This window comes from Streptomyces sp. NPDC055189 (genome assembly GCF_053606765.1).
This window is the reverse complement of the sequence record NZ_JBSGSG010000006.1, coordinates 97215-118381: the sequence shown is the minus strand read 5'-3', so window position 1 is coordinate 118381 and position 21167 is coordinate 97215. Positions and strand designations below refer to the sequence as shown.

At 69.8% G+C, this 21167-nt stretch carries 20 protein-coding genes and 2 pseudogenes; 9 read left to right on the top strand and 13 right to left on the bottom strand.

What is annotated here, in order from left to right; all coding sequences use genetic code 11:
* Positions 1-88 precede the first annotated feature (88 nt).
* Both ACWFR3_RS06810 and ACWFR3_RS06805 read right to left on the bottom strand, forming a co-directional pair.
* The gene (locus ACWFR3_RS06810) at positions 89-421 is read right to left on the bottom strand and encodes a hypothetical protein (protein WP_453733481.1); all 333 of its coding nucleotides are present in this window, start codon (positions 419-421) and stop codon (positions 89-91) included.
* A 10-nt stretch (positions 422-431) separates the two neighbouring features.
* A complete protein-coding gene (locus ACWFR3_RS06805) occupies positions 432-992 on the bottom strand; it encodes an esterase/lipase family protein (protein WP_453733480.1) in 561 nt (186 codons plus the stop codon).
* A 233-nt stretch (positions 993-1225) separates the two neighbouring features.
* Here ACWFR3_RS06805 and ACWFR3_RS06800 point away from each other — a divergent pair, with 233 nt between their 5' ends.
* Both ACWFR3_RS06800 and ACWFR3_RS06795 read left to right on the top strand, forming a co-directional pair.
* Positions 1226-4036, top strand: a complete 2811-nt coding sequence (locus ACWFR3_RS06800) for a BTAD domain-containing putative transcriptional regulator (protein ID WP_453733479.1) — start codon at positions 1226-1228, stop codon at positions 4034-4036.
* 277 nt (positions 4037-4313) lie between these two features.
* Positions 4314-4616: a hypothetical protein gene (locus ACWFR3_RS06795; protein ID WP_453733478.1), complete on the top strand. Its 303-nt coding sequence runs from the start codon at positions 4314-4316 to the stop codon at positions 4614-4616.
* Positions 4617-5035: 419 nt separating this feature from the next.
* On the opposite strand, the pseudogene ACWFR3_RS06790 reads toward ACWFR3_RS06795, so the two are convergent.
* Positions 5036-5273: pseudogene (locus ACWFR3_RS06790) on the bottom strand (serine/threonine-protein phosphatase); the annotation flags it as partial.
* A 254-nt stretch (positions 5274-5527) separates the two neighbouring features.
* Here ACWFR3_RS06790 and ACWFR3_RS06785 point away from each other — a divergent pair.
* Together ACWFR3_RS06785 and ACWFR3_RS06780 are read left to right on the top strand one after the other, a co-directional pair.
* Positions 5528-5782: a plasmid mobilization protein gene (locus tag ACWFR3_RS06785; RefSeq protein ID WP_453733477.1), complete on the top strand. Its 255-nt coding sequence runs from the start codon at positions 5528-5530 to the stop codon at positions 5780-5782.
* Positions 5779-6153, top strand: a complete 375-nt coding sequence (locus ACWFR3_RS06780) for a fic family toxin-antitoxin system, toxin component (RefSeq protein ID WP_453733476.1) — start codon at positions 5779-5781, stop codon at positions 6151-6153. The genes ACWFR3_RS06785 and ACWFR3_RS06780 overlap by 4 nt, the downstream gene beginning before the upstream one ends.
* 398 nt (positions 6154-6551) lie before the next feature.
* Here ACWFR3_RS06780 and ACWFR3_RS06775 read toward each other — a convergent pair whose 3' ends face one another.
* The 4 genes from ACWFR3_RS06775 to ACWFR3_RS06760 all read right to left on the bottom strand — a co-directional run bounded on the left by ACWFR3_RS06775 (position 6552) and on the right by ACWFR3_RS06760 (position 11604).
* Complete coding sequence (locus ACWFR3_RS06775) at positions 6552-7769, bottom strand: CoA transferase (protein WP_453733571.1); 1218 nt, start codon at positions 7767-7769, stop codon at positions 6552-6554.
* 796 nt (positions 7770-8565) lie between these two features.
* A complete protein-coding gene (locus tag ACWFR3_RS06770) occupies positions 8566-9687 on the bottom strand; it encodes a hypothetical protein (protein WP_453733475.1) in 1122 nt (373 codons plus the stop codon).
* A 187-nt stretch (positions 9688-9874) separates the two neighbouring features.
* A complete protein-coding gene (locus ACWFR3_RS06765; RefSeq protein WP_453733474.1) occupies positions 9875-10924 on the bottom strand; it encodes an AraC family transcriptional regulator in 1050 nt (349 codons plus the stop codon).
* A gap of 530 nt (positions 10925-11454) precedes the next feature.
* Positions 11455-11604 (bottom strand): hypothetical protein, encoded by a 150-nt coding sequence (locus ACWFR3_RS06760; protein ID WP_453733473.1) that lies wholly within the window; start codon positions 11602-11604, stop codon positions 11455-11457.
* A 339-nt stretch (positions 11605-11943) separates the two neighbouring features.
* Here ACWFR3_RS06760 and ACWFR3_RS06755 point away from each other — a divergent pair, with 339 nt between their 5' ends.
* Positions 11944-14436 (top strand): ATP-dependent Clp protease ATP-binding subunit, encoded by a 2493-nt coding sequence (locus tag ACWFR3_RS06755; protein ID WP_453733472.1) that lies wholly within the window; start codon positions 11944-11946, stop codon positions 14434-14436.
* Positions 14435-14653 (top strand): annotated as a pseudogene (locus tag ACWFR3_RS06750) (ATP-binding protein); the annotation flags it as partial. The gene ACWFR3_RS06755 and the pseudogene ACWFR3_RS06750, both read left to right, overlap by 2 nt.
* Positions 14654-14722: 69 nt before the next feature.
* Here ACWFR3_RS06750 and ACWFR3_RS06745 read toward each other — a convergent pair.
* The gene (locus ACWFR3_RS06745; protein WP_453733471.1) at positions 14723-15037 is read right to left on the bottom strand and encodes a DUF1330 domain-containing protein; all 315 of its coding nucleotides are present in this window, start codon (positions 15035-15037) and stop codon (positions 14723-14725) included.
* Between the two features lie 188 nt (positions 15038-15225).
* Here ACWFR3_RS06745 and ACWFR3_RS06740 point away from each other — a divergent pair, with 188 nt between their 5' ends.
* Positions 15226-16128, top strand: a complete 903-nt coding sequence (locus tag ACWFR3_RS06740) for a LysR family transcriptional regulator (RefSeq protein ID WP_453733470.1) — start codon at positions 15226-15228, stop codon at positions 16126-16128.
* A gap of 165 nt (positions 16129-16293) precedes the next feature.
* Here the strand turns inward: ACWFR3_RS06740 and ACWFR3_RS06735 are convergent, their stop codons facing one another.
* On the bottom strand, positions 16294-16719 hold the full coding sequence (locus ACWFR3_RS06735; RefSeq protein WP_453733469.1) for a hypothetical protein: 426 nt from the start codon (positions 16717-16719) through the stop codon (positions 16294-16296).
* Positions 16720-17851: 1132 nt separating this feature from the next.
* Here ACWFR3_RS06735 and ACWFR3_RS06730 point away from each other — a divergent pair.
* On the top strand, positions 17852-18178 hold the full coding sequence (locus ACWFR3_RS06730; RefSeq protein ID WP_453733468.1) for a hypothetical protein: 327 nt from the start codon (positions 17852-17854) through the stop codon (positions 18176-18178).
* 54 nt (positions 18179-18232) lie between these two features.
* Here the strand turns inward: ACWFR3_RS06730 and ACWFR3_RS06725 are convergent, their stop codons facing one another.
* Together ACWFR3_RS06725 and ACWFR3_RS06720 are read right to left on the bottom strand one after the other, a co-directional pair.
* A complete protein-coding gene (locus ACWFR3_RS06725) occupies positions 18233-18376 on the bottom strand; it encodes a hypothetical protein (RefSeq protein WP_453733467.1) in 144 nt (47 codons plus the stop codon).
* A gap of 366 nt (positions 18377-18742) precedes the next feature.
* Positions 18743-19183, bottom strand: a complete 441-nt coding sequence (locus ACWFR3_RS06720; RefSeq protein WP_453733466.1) for a MarR family winged helix-turn-helix transcriptional regulator — start codon at positions 19181-19183, stop codon at positions 18743-18745.
* Between the two features lie 107 nt (positions 19184-19290).
* Here ACWFR3_RS06720 and ACWFR3_RS06715 point away from each other — a divergent pair, with 107 nt between their 5' ends.
* Positions 19291-20205: an alpha/beta hydrolase gene (locus tag ACWFR3_RS06715; protein WP_453733465.1), complete on the top strand. Its 915-nt coding sequence runs from the start codon at positions 19291-19293 to the stop codon at positions 20203-20205.
* 1 nt (position 20206) lies between these two features.
* Here ACWFR3_RS06715 and ACWFR3_RS06710 read toward each other — a convergent pair whose 3' ends face one another.
* Positions 20207-20638, bottom strand: a complete 432-nt coding sequence (locus tag ACWFR3_RS06710) for a (R)-mandelonitrile lyase (protein WP_453733464.1) — start codon at positions 20636-20638, stop codon at positions 20207-20209.
* 47 nt (positions 20639-20685) lie between these two features.
* Complete coding sequence (locus ACWFR3_RS06705; protein WP_453733463.1) at positions 20686-21009, bottom strand: carboxymuconolactone decarboxylase family protein; 324 nt, start codon at positions 21007-21009, stop codon at positions 20686-20688.
* Positions 21010-21167 lie beyond the last annotated feature (158 nt).

Genomic DNA, 21167 nt, shown 5'->3' with positions numbered 1-21167 from the left:
GCCCTGACAGGCCGACAGGCCAGCACCGTCATGCCGGATCATGAGATTCAAGGAGGTGCTCTGTCGGTGCGGTGTTCAACTGCGCGGGTCAGGCTGCTCTTTGCGCCGCGTTATGCAGGTGCGCAACCATCCAGAACTCCTCGACGTGTGCTCCGTCCCCGGTCATCGCCGTGACCAGTGAGCCGAGGATGTCCGGGAGGCCGTCGGTTGGGGTGGGCAGATGGGCGGCGACGCACGGGGCGAGGACATCGAAGAGGATGGCCCGGCGGAAGACGAGGTGGGAGGGGCGTTCCCACTCGGGTTCGAACTCTTCCGGCTCGCCGATCAGAAGTGCCCGAGCCTGGAGCACGCGCAGCCTCGGTGGCCGGAGCGCGAGTGCTCCGGGCACCGCCGGGTTGATGGAGCGTGGCCCTGCGGTCATGGTTGGTGCGTCACCATCGGGACTGCCAGTACAGCGAGTTGAAGGTGGCGCGGATCGGTGCCGCCCCCTTGCTGAAGCTGGTCCAGCTCTCTCCGCTGTCCTGGGAGTAGCGCATGAGCCAGCGGCCCTTGTTGACGGTGCGCAGATCGCTGTGCCCGATGTTGGTGGAGTCGGCGTAGCGCACCAGTTGCTGTGCCGCGTCGACGACCGGGGTCGTGCTGCCGATGGACACATCGCTGTCGGCTTCGGAGCCGATGAGCGTCCAGTCGGTTCCTTGCGCGGAGGCCGGCAGGTTCGTGGCGTGCAGCCACCGCATGAAGACGGACTCGGTATCCATGTCCTCGCACTGGCGATTGATTGCGATCACCGTGCAGATCGTTGACGCCGGTGCGCCGTAGTGAGGGGTGCCGAGGGTGACGATGTCCTCGGTGTAGATGAAGGGCGGCCATCCCTCCATCTGACGCTCGGTGCCTGTCAGGGCGGCCCGGATGATGAGGCCGCCCATGGAGTGGCCGACGAGGTCCACACTCTGTCCGTACCGGGAGTCGTTGTTGTAGATCTTCCACGCCAAGCGGCGTCCCTTTAGCACCGCAAGCCCCTCCTTCGGGGGCAGTGGTCGAGGCGGTGCCCGCCCCCCGTACGGGCACCGCCTCGACCACTGTTTCCGGCCGACTGTGGTCAAACCTTGGACAGACCTTGAACAGGCAGGTCAGGGTGGTGAGCGGGCTCGGCAGGACGCCGTCCGGTTCGGCTCGACGACGGGACGGGGCCGGAAGAGGGCCGTGAAAGTTGGAGGTTCGGTACGTGACGGTGCGGTTCGCGGTGCTGGGTGACATCGAGGTCCAGGTCGGCGACCAGCCGCTCGACATCGGGCACATGAGGCAGCGCGGCGTACTGGCGGCGTTACTGGCCGACGCCAACCGCACCGTCTCGGTGGATCAACTGGCCGACCGCATCTGGGCGGACCGGCCCCCGCAGCGGTTCCGTTCCACCCTGTACAGCTACCTGTCCCGATTGCGGCAGGCGCTGAGCTGCCTCGAGGGCGCCGGGGTACGGATCGTGAAGGAGCCGGGCGGTTACCAGCTCACCGTCGACGCCTCAGCGGTGGACCTGCACCGGTTCCGGGACCTGGTTGCGCGGGCCAGGACCACGGAGGACGGCGAGCATGCCGTAGCCCTGTTCGAGGAAGCGCTCGGCCTGTGGCGGGCCGAGCCGTTCGCCACCCTGGACACGCCCTGGTTCAGCACGCTGCGCCAGACGCTGGCCCGTGAGCGGCTCGCGGCCGAACTGGACCGAACTGACCTCGCGCTGCTCCAGGGCCGTCACGGCGAGCTGCTGGCCGACCTGACGCCGCGGGCCGAGGCGCACCCCCTGGACGAGCGGCTGGCCGGTCAGCTGATGCTCGCCCTGTATCAGTCCGGGCGGGCGGCCGATGCGTTGAGCCATTACCGGTGCACCCGGGAACGGCTCGCCGAGGAGCTCGGCGTGGACCCCGGGGCGCCGTTGCGGGACCTGCACCAGCGGATCCTCGAGGCCGACCCCGCACTGGCCTCGTCGCACCTCTTGCCGACGGCCGCCTCGCTGCGGCCCGTGCCCCGTCAACTTCCGGCACCGCCTGCGGCCTTTGCCGGTCGCGTCAAGGAACTGCACCAGCTGACGGCGGCGTTGGAGGCTTCGGCGGACGCCGAGGGCGGTCCGGGCGAGACCGTGGTGATCTCGGCGATCGGTGGCATCGGTGGCATCGGCAAGAGCTGGCTGGCGCTGCGCTGGGCGCACGAGAACGCGCACCGGTTCCCGGACGGACAGCTGTACGCGAACCTGCGCGGTTTCGACCCGGCCGAGCAGCCGATGCCCGCCGCCCTCGTGGTACGCGCCTTCCTCGATGCGCTGCACGCTGCCCCGGACAGCATCCCGGCGGACCCGGACGCGCAGGCGGCGCAGTACCGGAGCCTGCTCACCGGACGGCGCATGCTGATCGTCCTGGACGATGCCCGCGACGCCGACCAGGTCCGGCCGCTGCTGCCGGGCAGCCCTTCGTGCACCGTGCTGATCACCAGCCGCAACCGTCTGACCGCGCTGGTGGCGACGAACGGGGCCCAGCTGCTGCCGCTCGACGTCCTTGGCCGGGACGAGGCGCATCACCTGTTGGTCAGCCATCTCGGCACACGCCGGGCCGCCGCCGAGCCGGAGTCCGTGGCCGCGCTGGTGGAGCACTGCGCGGGGCTCCCGCTGGCCCTGGGGGTCGTGGCCGCTCGCGCCGCCACCCACCCGGACTTCCCGCTCGCCGTTCTGGCCGGGGAACTGAACCAGGCCACCGACCGCCTCGACGCGCTGGATGGAGGTGATCTCACCGTCAGCCTGCGGGCGGCCTTCGCCGCCTCGCACCGCGCGCTCACCTCGTCGGCCGGCACCCTGTTCGTCCTCCTGGGCCTGGCTCCCGGGCCGGACATCAGCCTGGCCGCGGTGGCGAGTCTCGCCGCGTCTTCCCCGGCCCGGGTCAGAGCTCTGCTGACGGAACTGGAGTCCGCCCACCTGGTGCGGCAGGACCGCCCCGGACGCTACGGGATGCACGACCTGGTGCGCCTGTACGCCGCCGAACTCGCCCATCGACTGCCCGGCCAGGACAGGGAGGCCGCCCTGACCCGGTTCGTCGACTTCTACGCGCACACCGCTTACGCGGCCAACGAACTCCTGGACGGCCCGCACACGCCGTTCGCGAGCCGGGTCGAGACGCCGGCGCCCGGGTGCGGCCCGTTGAGCCCGGCGGACACCACGGCCGCGCTCCAGTGGTTGGACGAGGAACATGTCTGCCTCCTGGCCGTCCAGTCCCTGGCCCTGGCCACCGGCCGTCACCCCCGGGTGTGGCAACTGGCCTGGTCCCTCATCTCGTACCACCAGTCCGGTTACCACCTGACGGAATACTTCACGGTCTGGCGGGCCGCCTTGACCGCGGCCGAACGCCACGGCGACGCTCCTGCCCCCAGAGCCCTGGCCCACTGGCGGTACGGACACGCCCACTCGCTGACGGGCGACCACAGCAAGGCCCTGCACCATCTCGGTGCCGCCCTCACCCTGTCCGAACGCACCGACGACATCGCGGGCCAGGCGCACATCTGCCGCACCCTCGGCCGGGTCTGGGAGCAGTATGGCGACGACGAGCGCGCGCTGGAGCATGCGTTGCGCGCCCTCGCCCTCTACCAGCAACTGGACAATCCGGTCTGGCAGGCCAACCAGCTCAACGCCGTGGGCTGGATGCACGCCCAGCTCGGCCGCTATCCGCAGGCGCGTACTCATTGCGAGCAGGCGCTGCGCCTGTACGACGAACACGGACGTCCCGGCGACGCCGCCTCCACCCTCGACAGTCTCGGCTACATCGCCCATCGCACCGGCCGGCACGCGCAGGCGGTCGAGTACTACGAGCGGGCCCTGCCTCTCTTCCGCGAGTACGCGGACTTTTCCAACGAGGCGGACACCCTCGCCAATCTTGCCGAAACCCATCAGGTCATGGGCAGCCTCGCTGCCGCCCGCGCAGCCTGGGAGCAGGCCCTGGCGCTGTACCAGGAACAGAAACGCACCGCACAGGCGGAACAGATACTGGCCCGGCTGCGGGACTGATGACCGTTCAACTGCCGCTCACCACCGGTGCGGAGTGCAGGGCGGCGCGGCGGGCCGCCAGAGCTGTGCCGCCTCGAGCCGGCCAGGCGGCTCAAGACCGGAACGCGGTGTGCGGCAAGTCGCCTGCATGTGCTGTGCGGATGGCGCTGGCTCTGATCGGCTGATCCAAGGTTCCTCCAAGATTCGGGCAAGGCCGCGTGAGCAAGGTGATGGCCGTCGAACAGGTGCGAAGGCCGGGGCTGTCCCGCCAGGGCCTTCGCCGGAGGAAGGAATCGAGATGGACATCCGCAAGATGATCGCAGGGCTCGCTCTCGGAGCCACCGTGGGACTGGGTCTCATGGCCGCACCAGCCCAGGCGGCTACCGCCGCCTCGCCCGCAGCTCCTGCCGGTACGAAGAGTGTCCTTGACGGCCGCAGCGCGCAGGAGAGCCGGCACTTCTACAGCAGCCACCGCACCCGTGGGGAGTGCGAGACCCGGGGGTGGTACTGGGTGAATCGGAACCCCTCGTGGACCTGGGAGTGCGACCCCGGCCTCGGCACTGACGGGAAGTTCAAGTACCACCTGTACCTCTGGTACTGAGGGGCGTGGCAAGAGCCCGCGCGCAGAGCATCTCCCGCACGCTGCCCTGGAGTTGCGCACCGAGCGGTCGCTGACGGGCGCGTCCGCTGGGCTGCGGATGACGCCACCCGTGGCGGCTTCCACCGACTGACCGGATGCTGCCGGTAGCCGGGTGCTGCCGCGCACGACGGGGCCGGTAACCCCGCTGTTCAGCGGCTCGGTCCGCTGCTCACGCAGGAGTCGGCCGAGCGGCTGTGGACCGTGGACGGCACGCCAGCCGCGGTCCGCAGCCGCCAGGTCTTTCGAAGGGCGCCGCTGCGGCGGCAAACCGACGACTCGGTGAACGAGGGAGGGTGCAGCGCTCCTTGGGGGGCGGGTTGAGCGGGGGGAACGCCCTTGCGGGTGTTGGTGGGGTGGCCGGGCCTTTACCGTGTTGGGCAGGTCAGCTCGTTGACGCGGCGCTCCTGCAGTACGCAGAAGATCACGAGGCTTGTGCCGACCGGCACCAGGGCGATGATCTGTGCCTCGTGGTCGGCCCGCAGCCACCAGTCCCACCGCCCGGGGCCCGCCGAACGACGGTGTGATCGCCGGCGCAGCGACGAGCAGCGGCCCCAGATGAATGTCGGGCGGCGCAAGAACGTGGATCACGGACACCGCAACGATCCACGCGACCGGGATGGCGGCAAGCGACCGGCGCTGGTGTCGTCGGCCGGGGGCGGGTGCCGCCCGGGACCGGCGACAGCACCCACCGACCACCAGGTGCCACGAGCCATGTCGGCCCCGAAGGCACGAGCCCAAACCGGGCTCCACGACGAAGGCGACGGGCGAGGCGGACCGGGCGGGCGGCGCGGCTGTGCCGGTCGGTCCGGTGGTGTCAGAGGATCCGGCAGAGTGCTGTGTAGCGTCCTGTACGCGTTGCTACGATGGGAGGTATGGCGAAGAAGCAGATCAACGTGAGAGTCGACGAAGCCGTGTACTCCGCCATCGAGGAACGCGCGGCGGCCGCCGGGATGGAAGTCAACGAGTACGCCCGCCAGCTGCTCGCCGACGAGGCCAACGATCTGCGCCACCGTTTCCTCGTCGCGGGCGATCACTTCGCGGGCGCGTGGGCCGACCACTTCGAGGAGCGTTTCGGCGCCGACAGCCAAGGCGCTGCCCCTGCCCGCAAGGCGGACCACGCCGCGTGATCGTGCACATCGACCGGGCCTGGCTCCTGGACCTGGCCCACCGCAGTCTGCCTGCGGACCCGCAAGTGACCGACTTCGGCAGCCTGCAGGCTGCCGTCGCCCGCCACACCGACAGGGTGATGGACGTCTACGTCTACGCCGAGCCGCACCACCGGGCCGCGGCCCTCATGCACCAGCTGGTGCGCGTCCCCGCGCTGGAGGCACGCAACAAGCTGTTCGCCGCCGTCGTTGCCGCCTCCTACCTGAGCGCGTCGGGACTGTTTGTCACCGTCGCCGCCAAGACGGCCGCCGACCTGGCCGAACGCATCGACCGCGATGCCCTGGACGTACGCAGCACGGCCGCCGAAATCCGCTCCTGGACGCAGAACTGAGCGGCAGCGGCCCCGCAAGGCGCTTTGGTGCACACGGCCTCCCGGAACGCTGCCCTGGGGTAGAGCAGATCCGCTCTACAGCTCCGGGCACCTGATGCCGAACCGATACGGCGTGGCCATGAATTCCATGTGCACTCCTCCCGGACGACGGAGGCTTCTCGCGGGTCACTTCGACGTGCGCGGGCTCGAGTCCGGCAGTCGGCTGCCCTCCGCGTCACCCTGCCCTGGAACCCGGGGATCGTCGAAGACCATGCCGACCGGACCAAAATGATCAAGCGTCAGATGTGCGGCCGGGCCGGCTGCGCATTCCTGCGCAAGCGGGTCCTCCTGGCGTGAAGGAAGTCCGGCCAAGGGAAGATCCGGAGCCGCAACGGGCCGGCCGTGTCCCTCGCTCCCGTTCAGGCCCAGTTCGCCAAATCGGTGCCCCAGCGGGTCGGTGGACGGTTCCAGTTCGCGGGTGCGCCGTCGTAGTGGATCGGGGGCAGGGCGTGACGCAGCAGTCCGTAGGGCGAGGGGGTCTCGGTGAGCCAGGATCCGGGGTCGCACAGGCCCGCTTCGCCCGGGGCAGGGGCGGCGGGGATGTCGTGCAGCAGCCAGGATGCCGTGCCGGCCAGGGAGAGGCGAAGATGCCGCCCGCCGCCGGTGGCCTGCCTCTCGCTCAGTGCGCGCAGGACGCCGGCGGCGAGCAGATACCCGCTTCCGTGGTCCAGCGCCTGTGCCGGCAGCACACCGGGGCGGCCGTCGGCCGTAGCCTCGATGGCGGCGATACCGGTAGCGGCCTGGACCAGGCTGTCGAAGCCGCGGCGCTGGGCCCAGGGGCCGGAGAAGCCCCAGGCGCACAGTTGGGCGACGATCAGTCCGGGGTGCCGGGCCAGGAGCGCCTCGGGGGCCAGTTGGTGCCGGTCCAGGGCGCCGGGGCGGTAGCCGGTCACCACCACGTCCGCCTGGCCGAGCAGGCCCTCGAAGGTGTGCCGGTCGCCCGGGTCGGCGAGATCCAGCAGCGTGGAGCGTTTGCCCATGCCGGTGTCGGCGTGGGCATCGGCGTCCTCGGGGAGTTGCGGAGCGTCCACGCGCAGCACGTCGGCGCCCAACAGCGCCAGGGTGCGGGTGGCGACAGGGCCGGCGATGACGCGAGTCAGGTCCAAGACCCGCACTCCCAGGGCCGGCAGGCCTGCGGGCGCCAGCAGCCGGGGGCTGCTCTGCCCCACACGCCGCGCCTCGACCAGAGCAGGTCCGGCTTCAGCGGGTGCGGAAGCCACAGCCACGGCCAGGCCGCCTGCCGCATAGACGCTCTCCTGGACATCCCGCGCCGGACGCGATGCCACTTCCTTCGAGAGCACGCCCGCCAGCGCCCGGTCATCTCCCGTGTCCGCGATACCCAGGGCGCCGAGCAACCGGGCACGGTGGTGCGGGTAGTTGGCGTGCGTGCGCACCCATCCGTCGGCCGCCTGCCAGAACCCGGACAGCGGAGCAAAGGACACCGGAGTCCGGCCGTCGATCCGCAGGTGGCGCTCGCTGACGAACGCGGTGGCCACCGCCGCCTCGTTCACCCGCACCGCGGGCACCGGCACGCCGTTGCGCATTGCCAGCAGTTCCGCCGCGGCCAGTGAGCACACGCCCACGCAGGCCCGCGCCAGTTCCCTCACCGGCAACCGCGACGGCAGGACAGCGCCCGCCCCCTCGAAGGACACGCCCTGGGCCAGGTCGCGCCGGCCCTCCAGGGCCGCCCAGGCGTGCGTGGTGGCCGCATCCTCGGTGTACGTCATCCGCTCATTGTGCGGGGCAACCCGGGGACGACGCAGCCAGCAGGCCGTTACGGCTCTGCCTCACCTTGGCCGGCGCCCGGAAGGATCACGCCACGCAATCGACCACCAGTAATCGATCCGGAACCCGAGTTTCGACAGCCCCCTGAGCACGCGCCGAAGAACCGTCCAAGACCGGCGGAGTCCTAGCCAGGTTTGCTCGAAGGTGAGCGAGGGAGAGATCTCCATGAGTTCACGGATCCGCTCGGCCCGCGGTCGGGCCATTACGACCGACGACTTCTGTTCCATGTCACGCCTCCATCCGTGCAGGCCGGCGGTAATCCGTCACTTCACTGCGAGTCGCAAGGGATCGCCTGTGCAAGGTCGATAGGTGTGGCCGCGGGCTGCTCGCGGCCACACCCTGTCAAGCGTTGCGACGAAGCATCGTGCGCAGGGTTCGCCGCTCAGGCACTTTGCCGAACCGAGGGCCCGGGTCGAGAGAACGGTCTTGGATGACGCTGTCCCGCCGGGGAGGGGCTTCATCGCTTCGGCGGGCGTAGCACCGTGGGACCTCGTCAGCCTCCGGCGAAACGACCGTTCACCGATCGCCCGGCCGACGTTCTGATGTCCAACGGCCTGCCCTCGATGCGTGTTCGGCCCAGGTCACCCGCTAGTCGCCGTGGTCGCCCTGCAGCACACGACGGCGGTCCTGTTCGCGCTTGGAGTAGGCGGCCGCCCGGATCGCCTCATCGCTTTCCAGGCCCGATCCCAGCGCACCGCCCACAGTGGCGACCGATGCAACGAACCAGGCCAGCGTCATGTAATCCGCCGCGTCCAGCGGGGATCGCGTCATGGACGCGAAGACGCGGTCGTTCAGGATGAACAGCGCCCACACGAAGTTGATGACCATCAGGCCGACGTAGCAGACGAGTACTCCGATCCCGACGGTCACGATCGTCGAGGCGTTGTAGAGCCTCGCCCGCTGTCTCTCCTCCGGCGAGCTTTTCGACGGGCGATGCCACAGCTCCGCGTCCACGATCAGCCATCCGATCATGGTCGCGATAGATCCCGCCGTGGCAATGACAAGACGGGGCGTGCTCAGGGCGTCGGCCAGACTCCAGACGGTCGAGTTCACGGTGGCGACGGCCCCGGTCGCCAACGCGGCCGCCAGCGCCTTCGACAGACCCGGCACCAGCCGCCAGGGCCGGTTGGCGCGGACCATCCCCCCGAGCACCCGTAGGCGGCCCCGTCGGTCGCTGACGACGTAACGAAGATCAGCCGCGTCCTGGCCGCCAGCCGGGTCCGGGTTGGCAGGCACGACGCGTCCGGCGAGCGGCCCCGCCAGCGGTTCACTGTGCCGGTTCTCCTCGTCCCCTCCGGCCTTCGGGCCCACCAGGCCAAGCACGGCTTCTTCCACGGCCTGCCGGGCTCTTGTCTGCAGCCGCCAGCCGCCCAGCGAGGGCAGAGACAACAGTGCCAGGCCGTGCCCGCGCTGCACGCCCACGACCAACGTGTGCCCGTCGGCGTGCAGGGGAAGGTCGGTGAGAGCCACGACGACGTCCCAGTTCTCCGCACTTGCGCGGGCCCTGATCCGGCTCATCAGCGTGGGCGGGTCCTCGCTGCCCGAGGTGAAGGGCTCGCTCACCACCTCGACGTCGAACCGTCGTCCCGGGCCGGATCTGCCGGCGAGCCGAGCCGGGAGGACGCGTGCCATCCGCCGCGCGACCTCTGTCGGCGCGTCCGGATCCGCCAGAAGAGCGACGACGGTGACCCTCGAAGACGAGATCCGCACGGCCCGACCCCTCACGGCTGCTGCTGGAGCACATGTGCCGACAGGATGCCCCACCGGGGGCCGGGATTCGCGGTGACACGCTTCCCCGCACACATGGTGCCGCCTTCGTCGTCGCGGTCGCGGTGGTGCTGCTCGTACTGGTTCTCCGCGCTGCTCTCCGGATCGGCCGGAGCGGGGTTCGCCGCTCCTACGGGCGCGTCTCGGACAGGGTTGTCGAGGGTGTCACGCCATAGCGCTGACGGTAGGCGGCGGCGAACCTGCCCAGGTGGGTGAAGCCCCAGCGGAAGGCGACATCAGTGACGGTCACCTGACCTGGTTCCTTCGCGCGCAGCTCCTCATAGACACGTGCCAGCCGTGCCCGGCGCAGGTAATCCATGGGAGACATGCCCACGTGGTGGCCAAATCCCTGCTGCAGCCGTCGAATGCCCACCCCGGCGATCTCCGCGAGGGCCGCCACGGTGAACGGATGCTCCGGGTGTGCCTCCATGGCGTCGATGGCGCGTTTTACGGGGGCAGGACGGCTGGGCCGGACCGGACGCGCCAGCTCTTCGCGGTAAGGATGATCCGCTGCCAGCAGCAGGCCGATCAGCAGCGCCTCGTGCAGTCGGTCGGCCACCAGTTCCTGCCCGGTGAGCCCTTGGGATGTCTGAGCGTCCTCCGCCGCCATCTGGGCCATCCGGACCCAACTGCGCCCATGGCCGCGAGAGATGTCCATGGCGGGGCGCAGCCGTAGGGGCAAGCGGATCGGGGCGTCGAGCAGACGCTCCATCTGGAGTTCCAGCGCGGGCCGCTCGATCTTCACCGCGAGAAGCCTGCAGTCAGCGCTCCACCGGTCCAGCACCGTGGTGCGGCCCGGCTGGAAGACGGCGGCTTCGTCCACAGTCGCCACAAGTGGATCGAGGTGTCCCTGGTGCCATGCCACGGCCCCGGAAAGGGGTATGTCGACGTGGTAGGCGCCAAGCTCGCCGAACCGCATCCGCAGATCCGCACCAAAGTGCAGGACGCCGAGCGTCACGCCGCGCAGCCGACTGACCGCGAAGTGCCCGGAGAGGGCGTCCGCCGGCTGGAGCAGGTCGACAGCATTGCCGTAGAAGTTCTGCTCGATGATCTGCCGGGCCTCGTCCAGGTCGCCGGTGCGGAACCGGACCGGCGACCTGGCTTCGGCACGGAGAGCCGCACCCGCCCGAGCGGCCGGGCGGGCCGGCGGCTCTGACGTCTCATGCCTGCAGGCCGACATGGGGTGCTTGTCTGTCTCAACATCTAGGCGCAATGCCGTGACTCCGTCTGTGACATGGGCGGGGCTGGTACGAGAGCGATCCGGACGGAGGACGCGGTCCTCCCCGGCAGCCGGCTCGCGGGCCGACGCCGGGTCGGCAGGCCGGGGCCAGAGCGGCGGAATCACGCATTCCTGGGGAACACCGGCCACAGAATAGTTCGGCATTCATACAAGTCTGCCGTGCTGGCGCCCCAGTTCACGCCGGGCCTCCGCCCCAGCGATGAAACAGTTGCGCTTAAAGGATCATGTCGTGCGCTGACCGGATCATGTCTGCCGGGAGCACTGCCTAACGTGGGACCAGGGCGATCTCCAGCCCTTCCGCAGTACCGGCCAAAGGCACACCGCTCCGTGCGCCCGCGGCCGCCGCGTCCCGGGTGCCCGGACCCCGCACCCGGGACGTGGGACTGCCCGGCGTCGGCATCGGCATCGGCATCGGCATCGGCATCGGCATCGGCAGCTGATAGCGTCCGCGCCCCCGCCGGACGGCTGCGTCACACCGTACGGTCCACGCCGGCCGGGACAGGAGCCGTGCGCCCGGATCCGGACTTCCCGTACAGGAACCGAGCACCGCCGTCCGCGATCAGCGAGCCGTGCGCCCCGTCCGGCGCCCGCCGTTCCGGCTCGTCCACCGGTTCAGCCATGATCCGCTTGCCCGGCCCCGAGATCCTCCGCAACCGAAGGGCAGGGCGTCGCGGGTGACATACCGGCCAGAGGCCTCGCCCCGGGCTCCCCCGGACGCGAGTGCCGCGCCGCGCACACTCCGCCGAAAAGCGCGAGGCACCCGCGTGGTCGAACGGCGCGGCGGCCGACGTGCGCAGACACTGCCCGGCTCCCAAGGTGGGAAAAGGCCCGCACACCGGCAGCCCCTGACACCGCCGGACAGCATGACTCCCGTGCCCGCGAGCCGCCTCCTTCTCGACAACGAATACGGCATCCGGCACGTCAGGCGGACCGGATGCCGTCATGATCGGACATCCGCTGTGACCACTTCGCCCTTCGGGTCCGGTGACCCTTTCTCGGACCTGTTCAACCGCTTCTTCGGCACGAGTCCGGCGGCCTCCCCGCCGGCGGTCCAGCGAGTGCCCATCGGCCGCCTGCTCAGTGATGCCTCCCAGGAACTCCTGGCGACGGCCGGCGGGCGTGCCGCCGAGGACGGGGCCGATCTCGACACCGTGCACCTGCTGTGGGCCGCCACCCAGGCCGAGCCCGGCCGCCAACTGCTCGCACAGGCAGGCGCCGACCCCGACGCGCTGGCAGCCGAGGCGGAGCAGTCGCTGCCCACCGGCGGCGCGGTGGAGGAACCGCGGCTGACCCCGGCGGCGAAGCGGGCCCTGCTCAGGGCCCACGCCAAGTCCCAGGAGGCGGGTGCCTCGTACATCGGACCCGAGCACATCCTGGCCGCGGTCGTCGAGGACCCCTCGTCCGGCGCGGCCGGCGTCCTGGGACCGGCCGGTGGTGCGGGAACGCGCCGCGGAGGCGGGGGCCATGGCGGGGCCGGCGGGCCGGCGGCGGGCGGGTCCACTGCCACGCCCACGCTGGACGAGTACGGTCGCGATCTCACGGACGAGGCCCGCGCAGGGCAGTTGGACCCGGTGGTGGGCCGGGCGCAGGAGATCGAGCAGACGGTGGAGATCCTCTCCCGGCGTTCGAAGAACAACCCGGTACTGCTGGGCGATCCAGGAGTCGGCAAGACCGCCATCGTGGAGGGTCTCGCACAGCGCGTCGTCTCCGGCGACGTGCCCAAGACCCTGCGGGACCGGCGGGTGGTGGCCCTGGACCTGTCGGGTCTGGTGGCCGGTTCGAAGTACCGCGGAGAGTTCGAGGAGCGCCTGAAGAAGGTCATCGACGAGGTCACCGACGCGCAGGAGAGCATCATCCTGTTCATCGACGAACTCCACACGGTCGTCGGCGCCGGTGGCGGCGGTGAGGGCGCCATGGACGCGGGCAACATCCTCAAACCCGCTCTGGCGCGCGGCGACCTCAGCCTGGTCGGCGCCACGACCTTGGACGAGTACCGCAAGAACATCGAGAAGGACGCCGCACTCGCACGCCGTTTCCAGCCGGTCATCGTGCCCGAACCCACGGTTGAGGAGACCGTGGAGATCCTTCAGGGCCTGCGCGACTCCTACGAGGCCCACCACGGCGTCCGCTTCACCGACACGGCACTGGAGAGCGCGGCCACCCTCTCCGACCGCTACATCACCGACCGCTTCCTGCCCGACAAGGCCATCGACCTGATGGACCAGGCCGGCGCCCGGGTGGCGCTGCGCGGCGGCGCCGACAGCCCCGAGGCGGACGAGATCCACCAAGAACTGACCCGGCTGAACCGGGAGAAGGACGAGGCCGTCCACAACGAGGACTACGAGCGAGCCGCCGGGCTCAAGAAACAGATCGGCGAGTCGGAGGGCAGGCTCTCGGCCCTGGACGGCGAACGGGCACCCGCCGCCGAGGTCACCGAGGAAGACATCGCCGAAGTCGTCTCCCGGCGCACCGGTATCCCCGTCGCCCAGTTGACGGCCACCGAGCGCGAACGCCTGATCCGCCTCGAGGAGACCCTGCACGAGCGGGTAATCGGCCAGGACGAGGCGGTCACCGCGGTGGCACAGGCGGTACGGCGCGGCCGTGCCGGGATGGGCGATCCCGACCGGCCCACCGGCAGCTTCCTCTTCCTCGGCCCCACCGGCGTCGGCAAGACCGAACTCGCCAAAGCCATCGCCGACATCCTCTTCGGCCAGGAGGACCGGCTGATCCGCTTCGACATGAGCGAGTTCCAGGAACGCCACACCGTCTCACGCCTCGTCGGTTCTCCCCCGGGGTACGTGGGCTACGACGAAGCCGGCCAGCTCACCGAGGCCGTCCGCCGCAAGCCCTACAGCGTGGTGTTGTTCGACGAGGTGGAGAAGGCGCACCCGGACGTCTTCAACCTGCTGCTGCAAGTACTCGACGACGGGCGGCTGACCGACGCACAAGGCCGTACCATCGACTTCCGCCAAACGGTCGTCATCATGACCAGCAACCTCGCCTCCCAACTCATCCTGAACCACCAGGGCGCCGTGGAGGAGATCCGCGACGAGCTGATGGCCGAGCTGCGCAGCCACTTCCGTCCCGAGTTCCTCAACCGCATCGACGAGGTGGTCGTCTTCCACGCGCTCACCCGCGATGACCTCGTGCGGATCGTCGACCTGCTCCTGGAACGCAGCCGCCGCAGGCTGCACGCCCAGCAGGTCTCTCTGCAGGTGACCGACGCAGCCAAGGAATGGCTCGCAAACCAGGGCTACCAGCCGGAGTTCGGGGCCAGGCCGCTGCGCCGCACCATCCAGACCGAACTCGACAACCGGCTGTCCACCATGCTCCTCGACGGACAGGTGAGTCCCGGCGACACCGTCACCTGCGACGTGCGGGACGGCCAGATCCAGTGCACGGTCTCACCCGGCAACCGCGAGGAGTCCGGCGAACCGGCCACAACGGACTGACAAGACAGCCGACGCGCGCAGCCGACGCCTGTGCCCAGCCCTCCCCCAGGACAAGCCGCTGAGGGCCTTCGACTTCGCCTTCGCTGCCAACCCCAATACCGACCCGTCCACGGCCAACACACTGGCCACCTGCGACTGGGTCAAGAAGGGCGAGCCGCTCTGCCTGCTCGGCGACACCGGCACCGGCACCGGCAAATCCCACCTGCTGATCGCGCTGAGGAGCCTGTGGTGTGGCTGGCCGGCCGGCTCCGGCTTACGGATGCTCAGCGACGGCTGGGCCCGACGGTCAGTCGATGCCGTCGACGCCGTCGATGATGCGGAAGTCGCGCTCGACGCCGTCGGGGAGGGCCACCAGCGCCTTCTGGTATGCCTCGCTCTCGTATGCCGCGACGGCCTGTTCGAAGCTGTCGAACTCGATCAGAACGACGCGTTGCGTGAGTCCGGCCTCGTGGGCGACGACCCGCCCGCCACGGGACGGGAGGCGGGACAGGACGCGCCCGCCCCCGGCCTGGACAGCCGGACCGGCCAGCTTGTCGTAGGCAGTCAGCCTCTCAGGGTCGGAAATGGCGGGGTAGACACTCACCCAATACCCCTTAGCCATGGAGACCTCCTGTGTTCGGCCGGACACGCCCAGCGTCGAACTGACACTCGGATCGACCGGTCCCGGCGACGGGCACTGCGGGCAGTGGAATCGTCATACGCGCAGGTTAGGGCTTGATATGAGGTCAGGGGAAAGACCGGTACGGGATAGACTCAGAACGGATCGTTATCAATCGACAGGGAGGAAACGTGGCGCCGGATACGGTGAGCCTGCGCTACTTCCTGGTGCTGGCGCAGGAGTTGAACTTCACCCGCGCGGCCGCACGGATCGGCATCGCACAACCCGCACTCAGCGCCCGGATGCGCCGGCTGGAGGCGCAACTCGGTACGGCCCTGCTGGTCCGCAACACGCGCAGCGTCGTACTGACCACGGCCGGTGCGGCTTTGGCGGAGTCCGCGCCGCCCGCGCTGGCGGCGCTTGACCGGGCATGGGACACCGCCCGGAGCGCGGCGGCCGGTGAACTGGGCACGCTGCGCATCGGATACAGCCTCAGCACCGGATCCCAGACGACCCCCGCCCTGGTGAACAGACTGATTCGCAGCAACAGCGGACTCGAGGTCGGCGCGGTCCCGATGGCGACACCGGAGATCACCCCCGCGGTCGCCGACGGCCGCATCGACGCCGGGATCACCCGCGGTGAACAGCCGGGCCGTGGCGTGCGCCGGTCCCTGCTGCGGCGTGCGCGCATCGGAGTCCAGCTGGCGCAGCACCATCCGCTGGCCGAACACCCGGAGATCGAGATCGCCGACGCGGCCGCGTATCCGCTGCGACTCCCGGATCGCGCGGCCAACCCCGTGATCCACGATCAGCTGTCCGCACTGTTCCGAGACACCCGGCCACACCCCCAATTCCTCACGCCCGCAGACTCTTTCGACATGTCCCAGCGGGACCTGCGCGACGGGCTCACCCTCGCCCCGGCCGGAGAAGCCGCAGCCACGGCACAACCGGCCGGCCTCACCTGGCGACCGCTGCGGGGCGCGCCCAGCCTGACGATCCACCTGGTCCTCCCCCGCGAGCAGTCGCCGCTGCACCGCCGCCTCCGTGCCGTCGCCAAAACCCTGGCGCACGAGCTGCACTGGCTGCCGGACTGAGGCGCAAGAGATCAAGCGGGACGGATGCCTGCAGTGGCAGGGACGAGGACCCTGCGCCCGGCGGACTTCGCGGTGACCATCCCCGCGTGCGCGGGGGTGCAGATCGGCCAGCAACCGCACCACCCACAGGCCTTGGAGTCATCCCGGCACGGGCCCGGCGGACGGTCACTCTCTTGCGTACCGACGTACAGACTCCCGGAACGCTGTGACGCCTGCCTCGTAGTCGTCCACGAGGCCTGCCGGCACCCCGTCATGCGCAGCCACGGCGCCCTGCACGGCGATAGCAAGCGCATGCACTTGTGCGGCTGTTGTGTACACCGCTCTGTGGTCGTGAAGGCGTGAGTACGCCGCCAGCCTGCCCAGTTCACGGATCTGGTCGTGGGTAGCACTCTCACTGAGGAAGAGACGGCTCAGCTCCTCCGCCACGGCCAGGAGTTCCGCGTTCCGATCACGCCGCGCCTGCCGCTTGCGACTGCCCTCCTCTCGCTCCCACTGACGCCGCTGAATAAGAGCCGTGAGGAGACCGCCAGTCCACACCCCTGTCAGCGTCGCGCCCGCCGTGATCAGAACCGTCCACGTGTTGTCGGCCATCGTTGCATCGTCTGGCGCGACCGGAGTTCCCGGAAGTGCTCAACCAACAGCAAGGCTTGGCTGCCACCGACGCGCGTCCGTCAAGTCACGCGGGCGGCCGGCGGGCCGGGGCCTCCGACCATCCGGTCGGCGCCGAACATACCGATCGTCCTCGGGCGGCAAGGCCTTGCCCCGCCCACGCTCCCCGCGAGCCGCCCGTGGAGCGGTGCGGCGTTCTGGCCGCCGCAACGGCGGCAGACGCAGACGGGAGTTCACGGCGGTGAAGCGGGGTCCGCCAACTGTGCGGCACCGTCGATGTGGCAGCAATCCGTCTGTGGCTACGATCCCGATCGTGCATGGACCGTCTGCTTCCGCAATCTGACCCACGCGGCGAAATCCTCTATGCCGTCGATGAGCGCCTCGAAGCGGAAGGAGTGGAAGAGGTCGAAGGCGTGCTGCCCGCCGGGGAGTTCGGCGTAGACGACCGGGGAGGTGGAGACGGAGCGCAGGGCAGTAACGAGGGCTCGGTGTCCACCAGTTCGTCCAGGTCGCCGTGCGCGATGAGGAAGGCTGGTGCATCTGCCGTGACGAGGTTCACCGGCGAGGTCGCGGGGTCCCCCTCGAAGTACGCCCCGAGGAAGCCGTTGAACGCGATGGCGGCAGTCACCGAGGCGTCCGGTTCCCCGAGCAGTACGAAGGGACCGGGCGTTGGGGTTGGGGGGTGCGCCGCACTGCAATACACAGGTGCTGCCCCCGACCGGCACCCACATACCCCACTCCCCGCAACGCCGCGTTGAGGCGACGGCGGCGGCGAAGGCACCCACCGCCGCAAGCAGTTCGAGGGGAATCACCCAGGCGCTGGACAGAATGGCCGGCACATACCAACCCCGCAGCAATCGACGAGGATTTCGAGTGCTCTTGCCGTTGCTCGCACTGGAGTGGTCAGGGATGACCTGCTGGCGGCGTCTGGCGGCCTGGAATGAGGCCGACGACTGGGACCCGCTCCACGTCGGGCGCGTCCGGGGAGGTCCGGGACACGGCCCGGACATGTCCCGGACAGGATCGGTCTTGAGCGGCTTCCCGGCGGCCGAGAAGAGTGGCGATCCATCAGGCCCCGGCATCACCGGGCCCCACTCCCGACAGAGGAGCTTTCATGCGTATCCGTATGCTCGCAGCGGCAGGAGTTCTCGCCGGCACCGCGCTGACCGCGACGGCGGTAGTCCCCGCCCAGGCAGCACCCACCCAGCCTGCGCCCGCCTCGGCGGCCGCCGCGCAGGGGGCGGTCGGCTGGGACATGTCGATCGGCGGGCCCATCAGGAGCTGTGCGGCCGCCAGTTGCGGCGTCGTCTACCAGACGTCGTACGGGCAGGACGTCTACTGGGACTACAGCCGGATCAACTCCGCCGGCAACCGCTGGTACCACGTCACGTCCCCCGCCACCGGCTGGATCTACTGCGCCAACATCAGCGCTCCCTGCTGACCGCACAGCCCGTTCGCACGGGTTGACTGCGCGGATCACGATTCCCGGAGCGGGTCAGACCGGGCGATCGCTGCCGTCCACGTACTCACCTTCGTGGTCGCGGCGGGGCCCGGTGCACTCCCGCGCCACCAGGCCGTCGACCGTACGGTCTGCATGCCGCACCGTGTGCTGCAGGGCCAGCAGGTAGTCGCCGGACATGACCGCGCCGGCGGGTGCTTGCTGCCGGCGGCGCCATACGCTGCCTCGCGCACGGCGATCCGGCGGGCCAAGAACCCACCGGGGCGGGCGGGCGGCGCTGCGCTGGGGGCCGCGGTGCCAGCAGATTAACGCCCGGGCGGCCGGCTTGTGTGCGTCGCAGGCCGGACAGAGTTCCCTTCACACGCCGGTCATCAGCGGTCCGTGCCGGTGCAGCAGGAGATCGGTGCCGCTGCGTGAGCAGGGCCAGGCCGGCTGATCGTCGCCGTCAGCGTCCCGTTCGGCACGCACCTGCCCGCGCAGCCTCAATGATCTGACGCATCCATGCGGCCGCAGACCGTACGTGCGGCGGGCCACCGGACGGCCGTATCACTCGCGCGTACGGTCTGAAGCAGAAGCAGGCGAGGCGAGCATCGCCATGAGAATGCGTTGCAGCTCGACGCGGTCCCGGGGGGTGATCCTGGCCAGCCTGCGGTCGTATTCCGCCGCAAGGGCTGCCAGTGCTCGATCGCGCGCCTGTGTGCCTTCGGCGGTCAGCACGAGCCGATGGCGCCGCAGGTCCGCGTCGTCGATCTCGCGGCGGATGAAGCCTTTGGCCACGAGGTTGCGAACATAGACCGTCACGCTGGCCTTTGGGAGCAGCAGTGCAGTCGCAATCTGGGCCGGGTACGGCGAGGCTTCCACTTCGGCCAGGACGAAAAACTCTTTCGTCTCCAAACCGCACTCGGCCAGCTCCTGCGTGCAGGCATCCATCACGACGCCCAGCAGCCGCTGATTCAGCGTCCACAACTGCGCCCCGTCGACCGGCATACGAGCCCTCCACCCAGGTGGTACCGTTTCGTAGTAGTTCCAAACTGTACCAGTTGCTGTCTCGTGCTGGACGTTTATGAACAACGTCCTCCGGAAGGGCGCCACACATGGTCAAGCACCTCACGATCCCGCGCGGTCCCATCGAACTCGCAGCCGACCTCCACCTGCCCGACAACGCCGACAGCAGCGTGCCGCTGCGCGCCGTCGTGCTGTCCACCCCGGGCAGCAGCGTGAAGGAACAGATCGGTGCCAACTACGCCTCGCGTCTGGCCGCCCGCGGCATCGCGGCGCTCGTTTTCGACCCCGCCCACCAGGGCCAGAGCGGTGGCGAGCCCCGCGACCTCGAAGACCCCTACCGCCGGGGCGAGGACATCTCCTACGCCATCGACGCGCTCACGACGATCCCCGGCATCGATCACCGTCGCATCGGCGTTCTGGGCATCTGCGCCGGTGGCGGCTACGCCGTGCACACCGCCCGCACCGACCACCGCATCAGGGCGGTCAGCACGGTCGTCCCCGGCAACATGGGCACCTCGTTCCGCAGCTTCCAGCCCGACGGCCCGGCCGCCGCACTCAATACCCTCGCCGACGCACGTATCGAAGAGACCCGCTCGGGCGAGCCGACCCGGGTGAACTGGCTGCCCGACACCCTGGAGGACGCCGCGGCGGCGGGCCTGACCGACATCGACACCACCCAGGCCATCACGTACTACCGCACCGAGCGCGGCGGCAACGAGCACTCCACCAACCGCCGCCTCGCGCGCAGCGACTCCCTCCTGCTGGGCTACGACGCGTTCTACCTGGCCGATCAGCTCATGACCCAGCCCCTACAGGTCGTCCTCGCCGGACGCATCGGCAACACCGGCTCCTACGACACCGGCATGCAACTGTGGAAGCTGGCCCCCAACCCCGCCGACCTCTTGGTCATCGACGGCGCCGGCCACTACGAGATGTATGACGAGCCCGAGTACGTCGACGCCGCCGTCGAACGGATCACCGAGTTCTGTCTCGCCCACCTGTAAGTCATCTGCCCGTCGGTACAGGTGCTGCGGTGTTGTTGAGGGCCATGGCGTACTGCTCGTCGGTGACCGGCTCCAGCCATGTGGTGCCATCACCCGCGCCGTCGCCGACGACCATGGCGATGTGGGCCATGAGGGTGGTGTCCGTGCCGCCGTGCCAGTGTTCCTCACCGGGCGGGCACCTGACGATCTGTCCGGCGCTGACCCGCACGACGCTGCCGTCGCGGGTACCGACCAGGCCGGTGCCGTCGGTGATGTAGAGGGTCTGGCCGTTGGCGTGGCGGTGCCAGTTGGTGCGGGCTCCGGGGGTGAAGCGGACCAGTGCGGTGGCCAGGCGGGCGGGCTCGGTGGGGGCCTCGATCATGTTGAGGTAGACGTCGCCGGTGAACCGCTCGGCCGGGGCCTTGGCCGTGGAGGTCGAGGTGATGTGATCCATGCCGGTTTTCCTTGTCGCTCGCGGATGCTGGGGGGGGTGGGGTGGGTTCAGGAGGAGTTGCGCTGCTCGGCGATGTTCTTGAGCTGGGTGATGGCGGTCATGGCGTTGGGCCAGCCGGCGTAGAAGGCGAGGTGGGTGATGGCTTCGGACAGTTCCTCCACGCTCAGTCCGTTGTCCAGGGCGACGCCGAGGTGGTAGCCGAGTTGTTCGGTGCGGTAGAGCGCGGCCAGCGTGCTCACCGTGACCAGGCTTCGGTCGCGAGGTGAGAGGCCGGGGCGTTCCCAGATGTCGCCGAAGAGGACGTCGTTGGTGATGTCGACGAGCTTGGGGGCGATCGTCCTGAGTTCTTCGGGAGCGGACTGCTTGGGCATGGCGTGTTCTCCTGGCTGTGCGAGATGGGGCGTGTGGTGGGCAGCGGCTCGCCGGTTACTGGGTCGTGTAGCCGCCGTCGACGGGCAGGGCGACTTGCCCGGTGAAGTCGTAGGTGGGGTTCATGAAAATTTCTCCAGACAGGTTCGGTGCGGGGCGG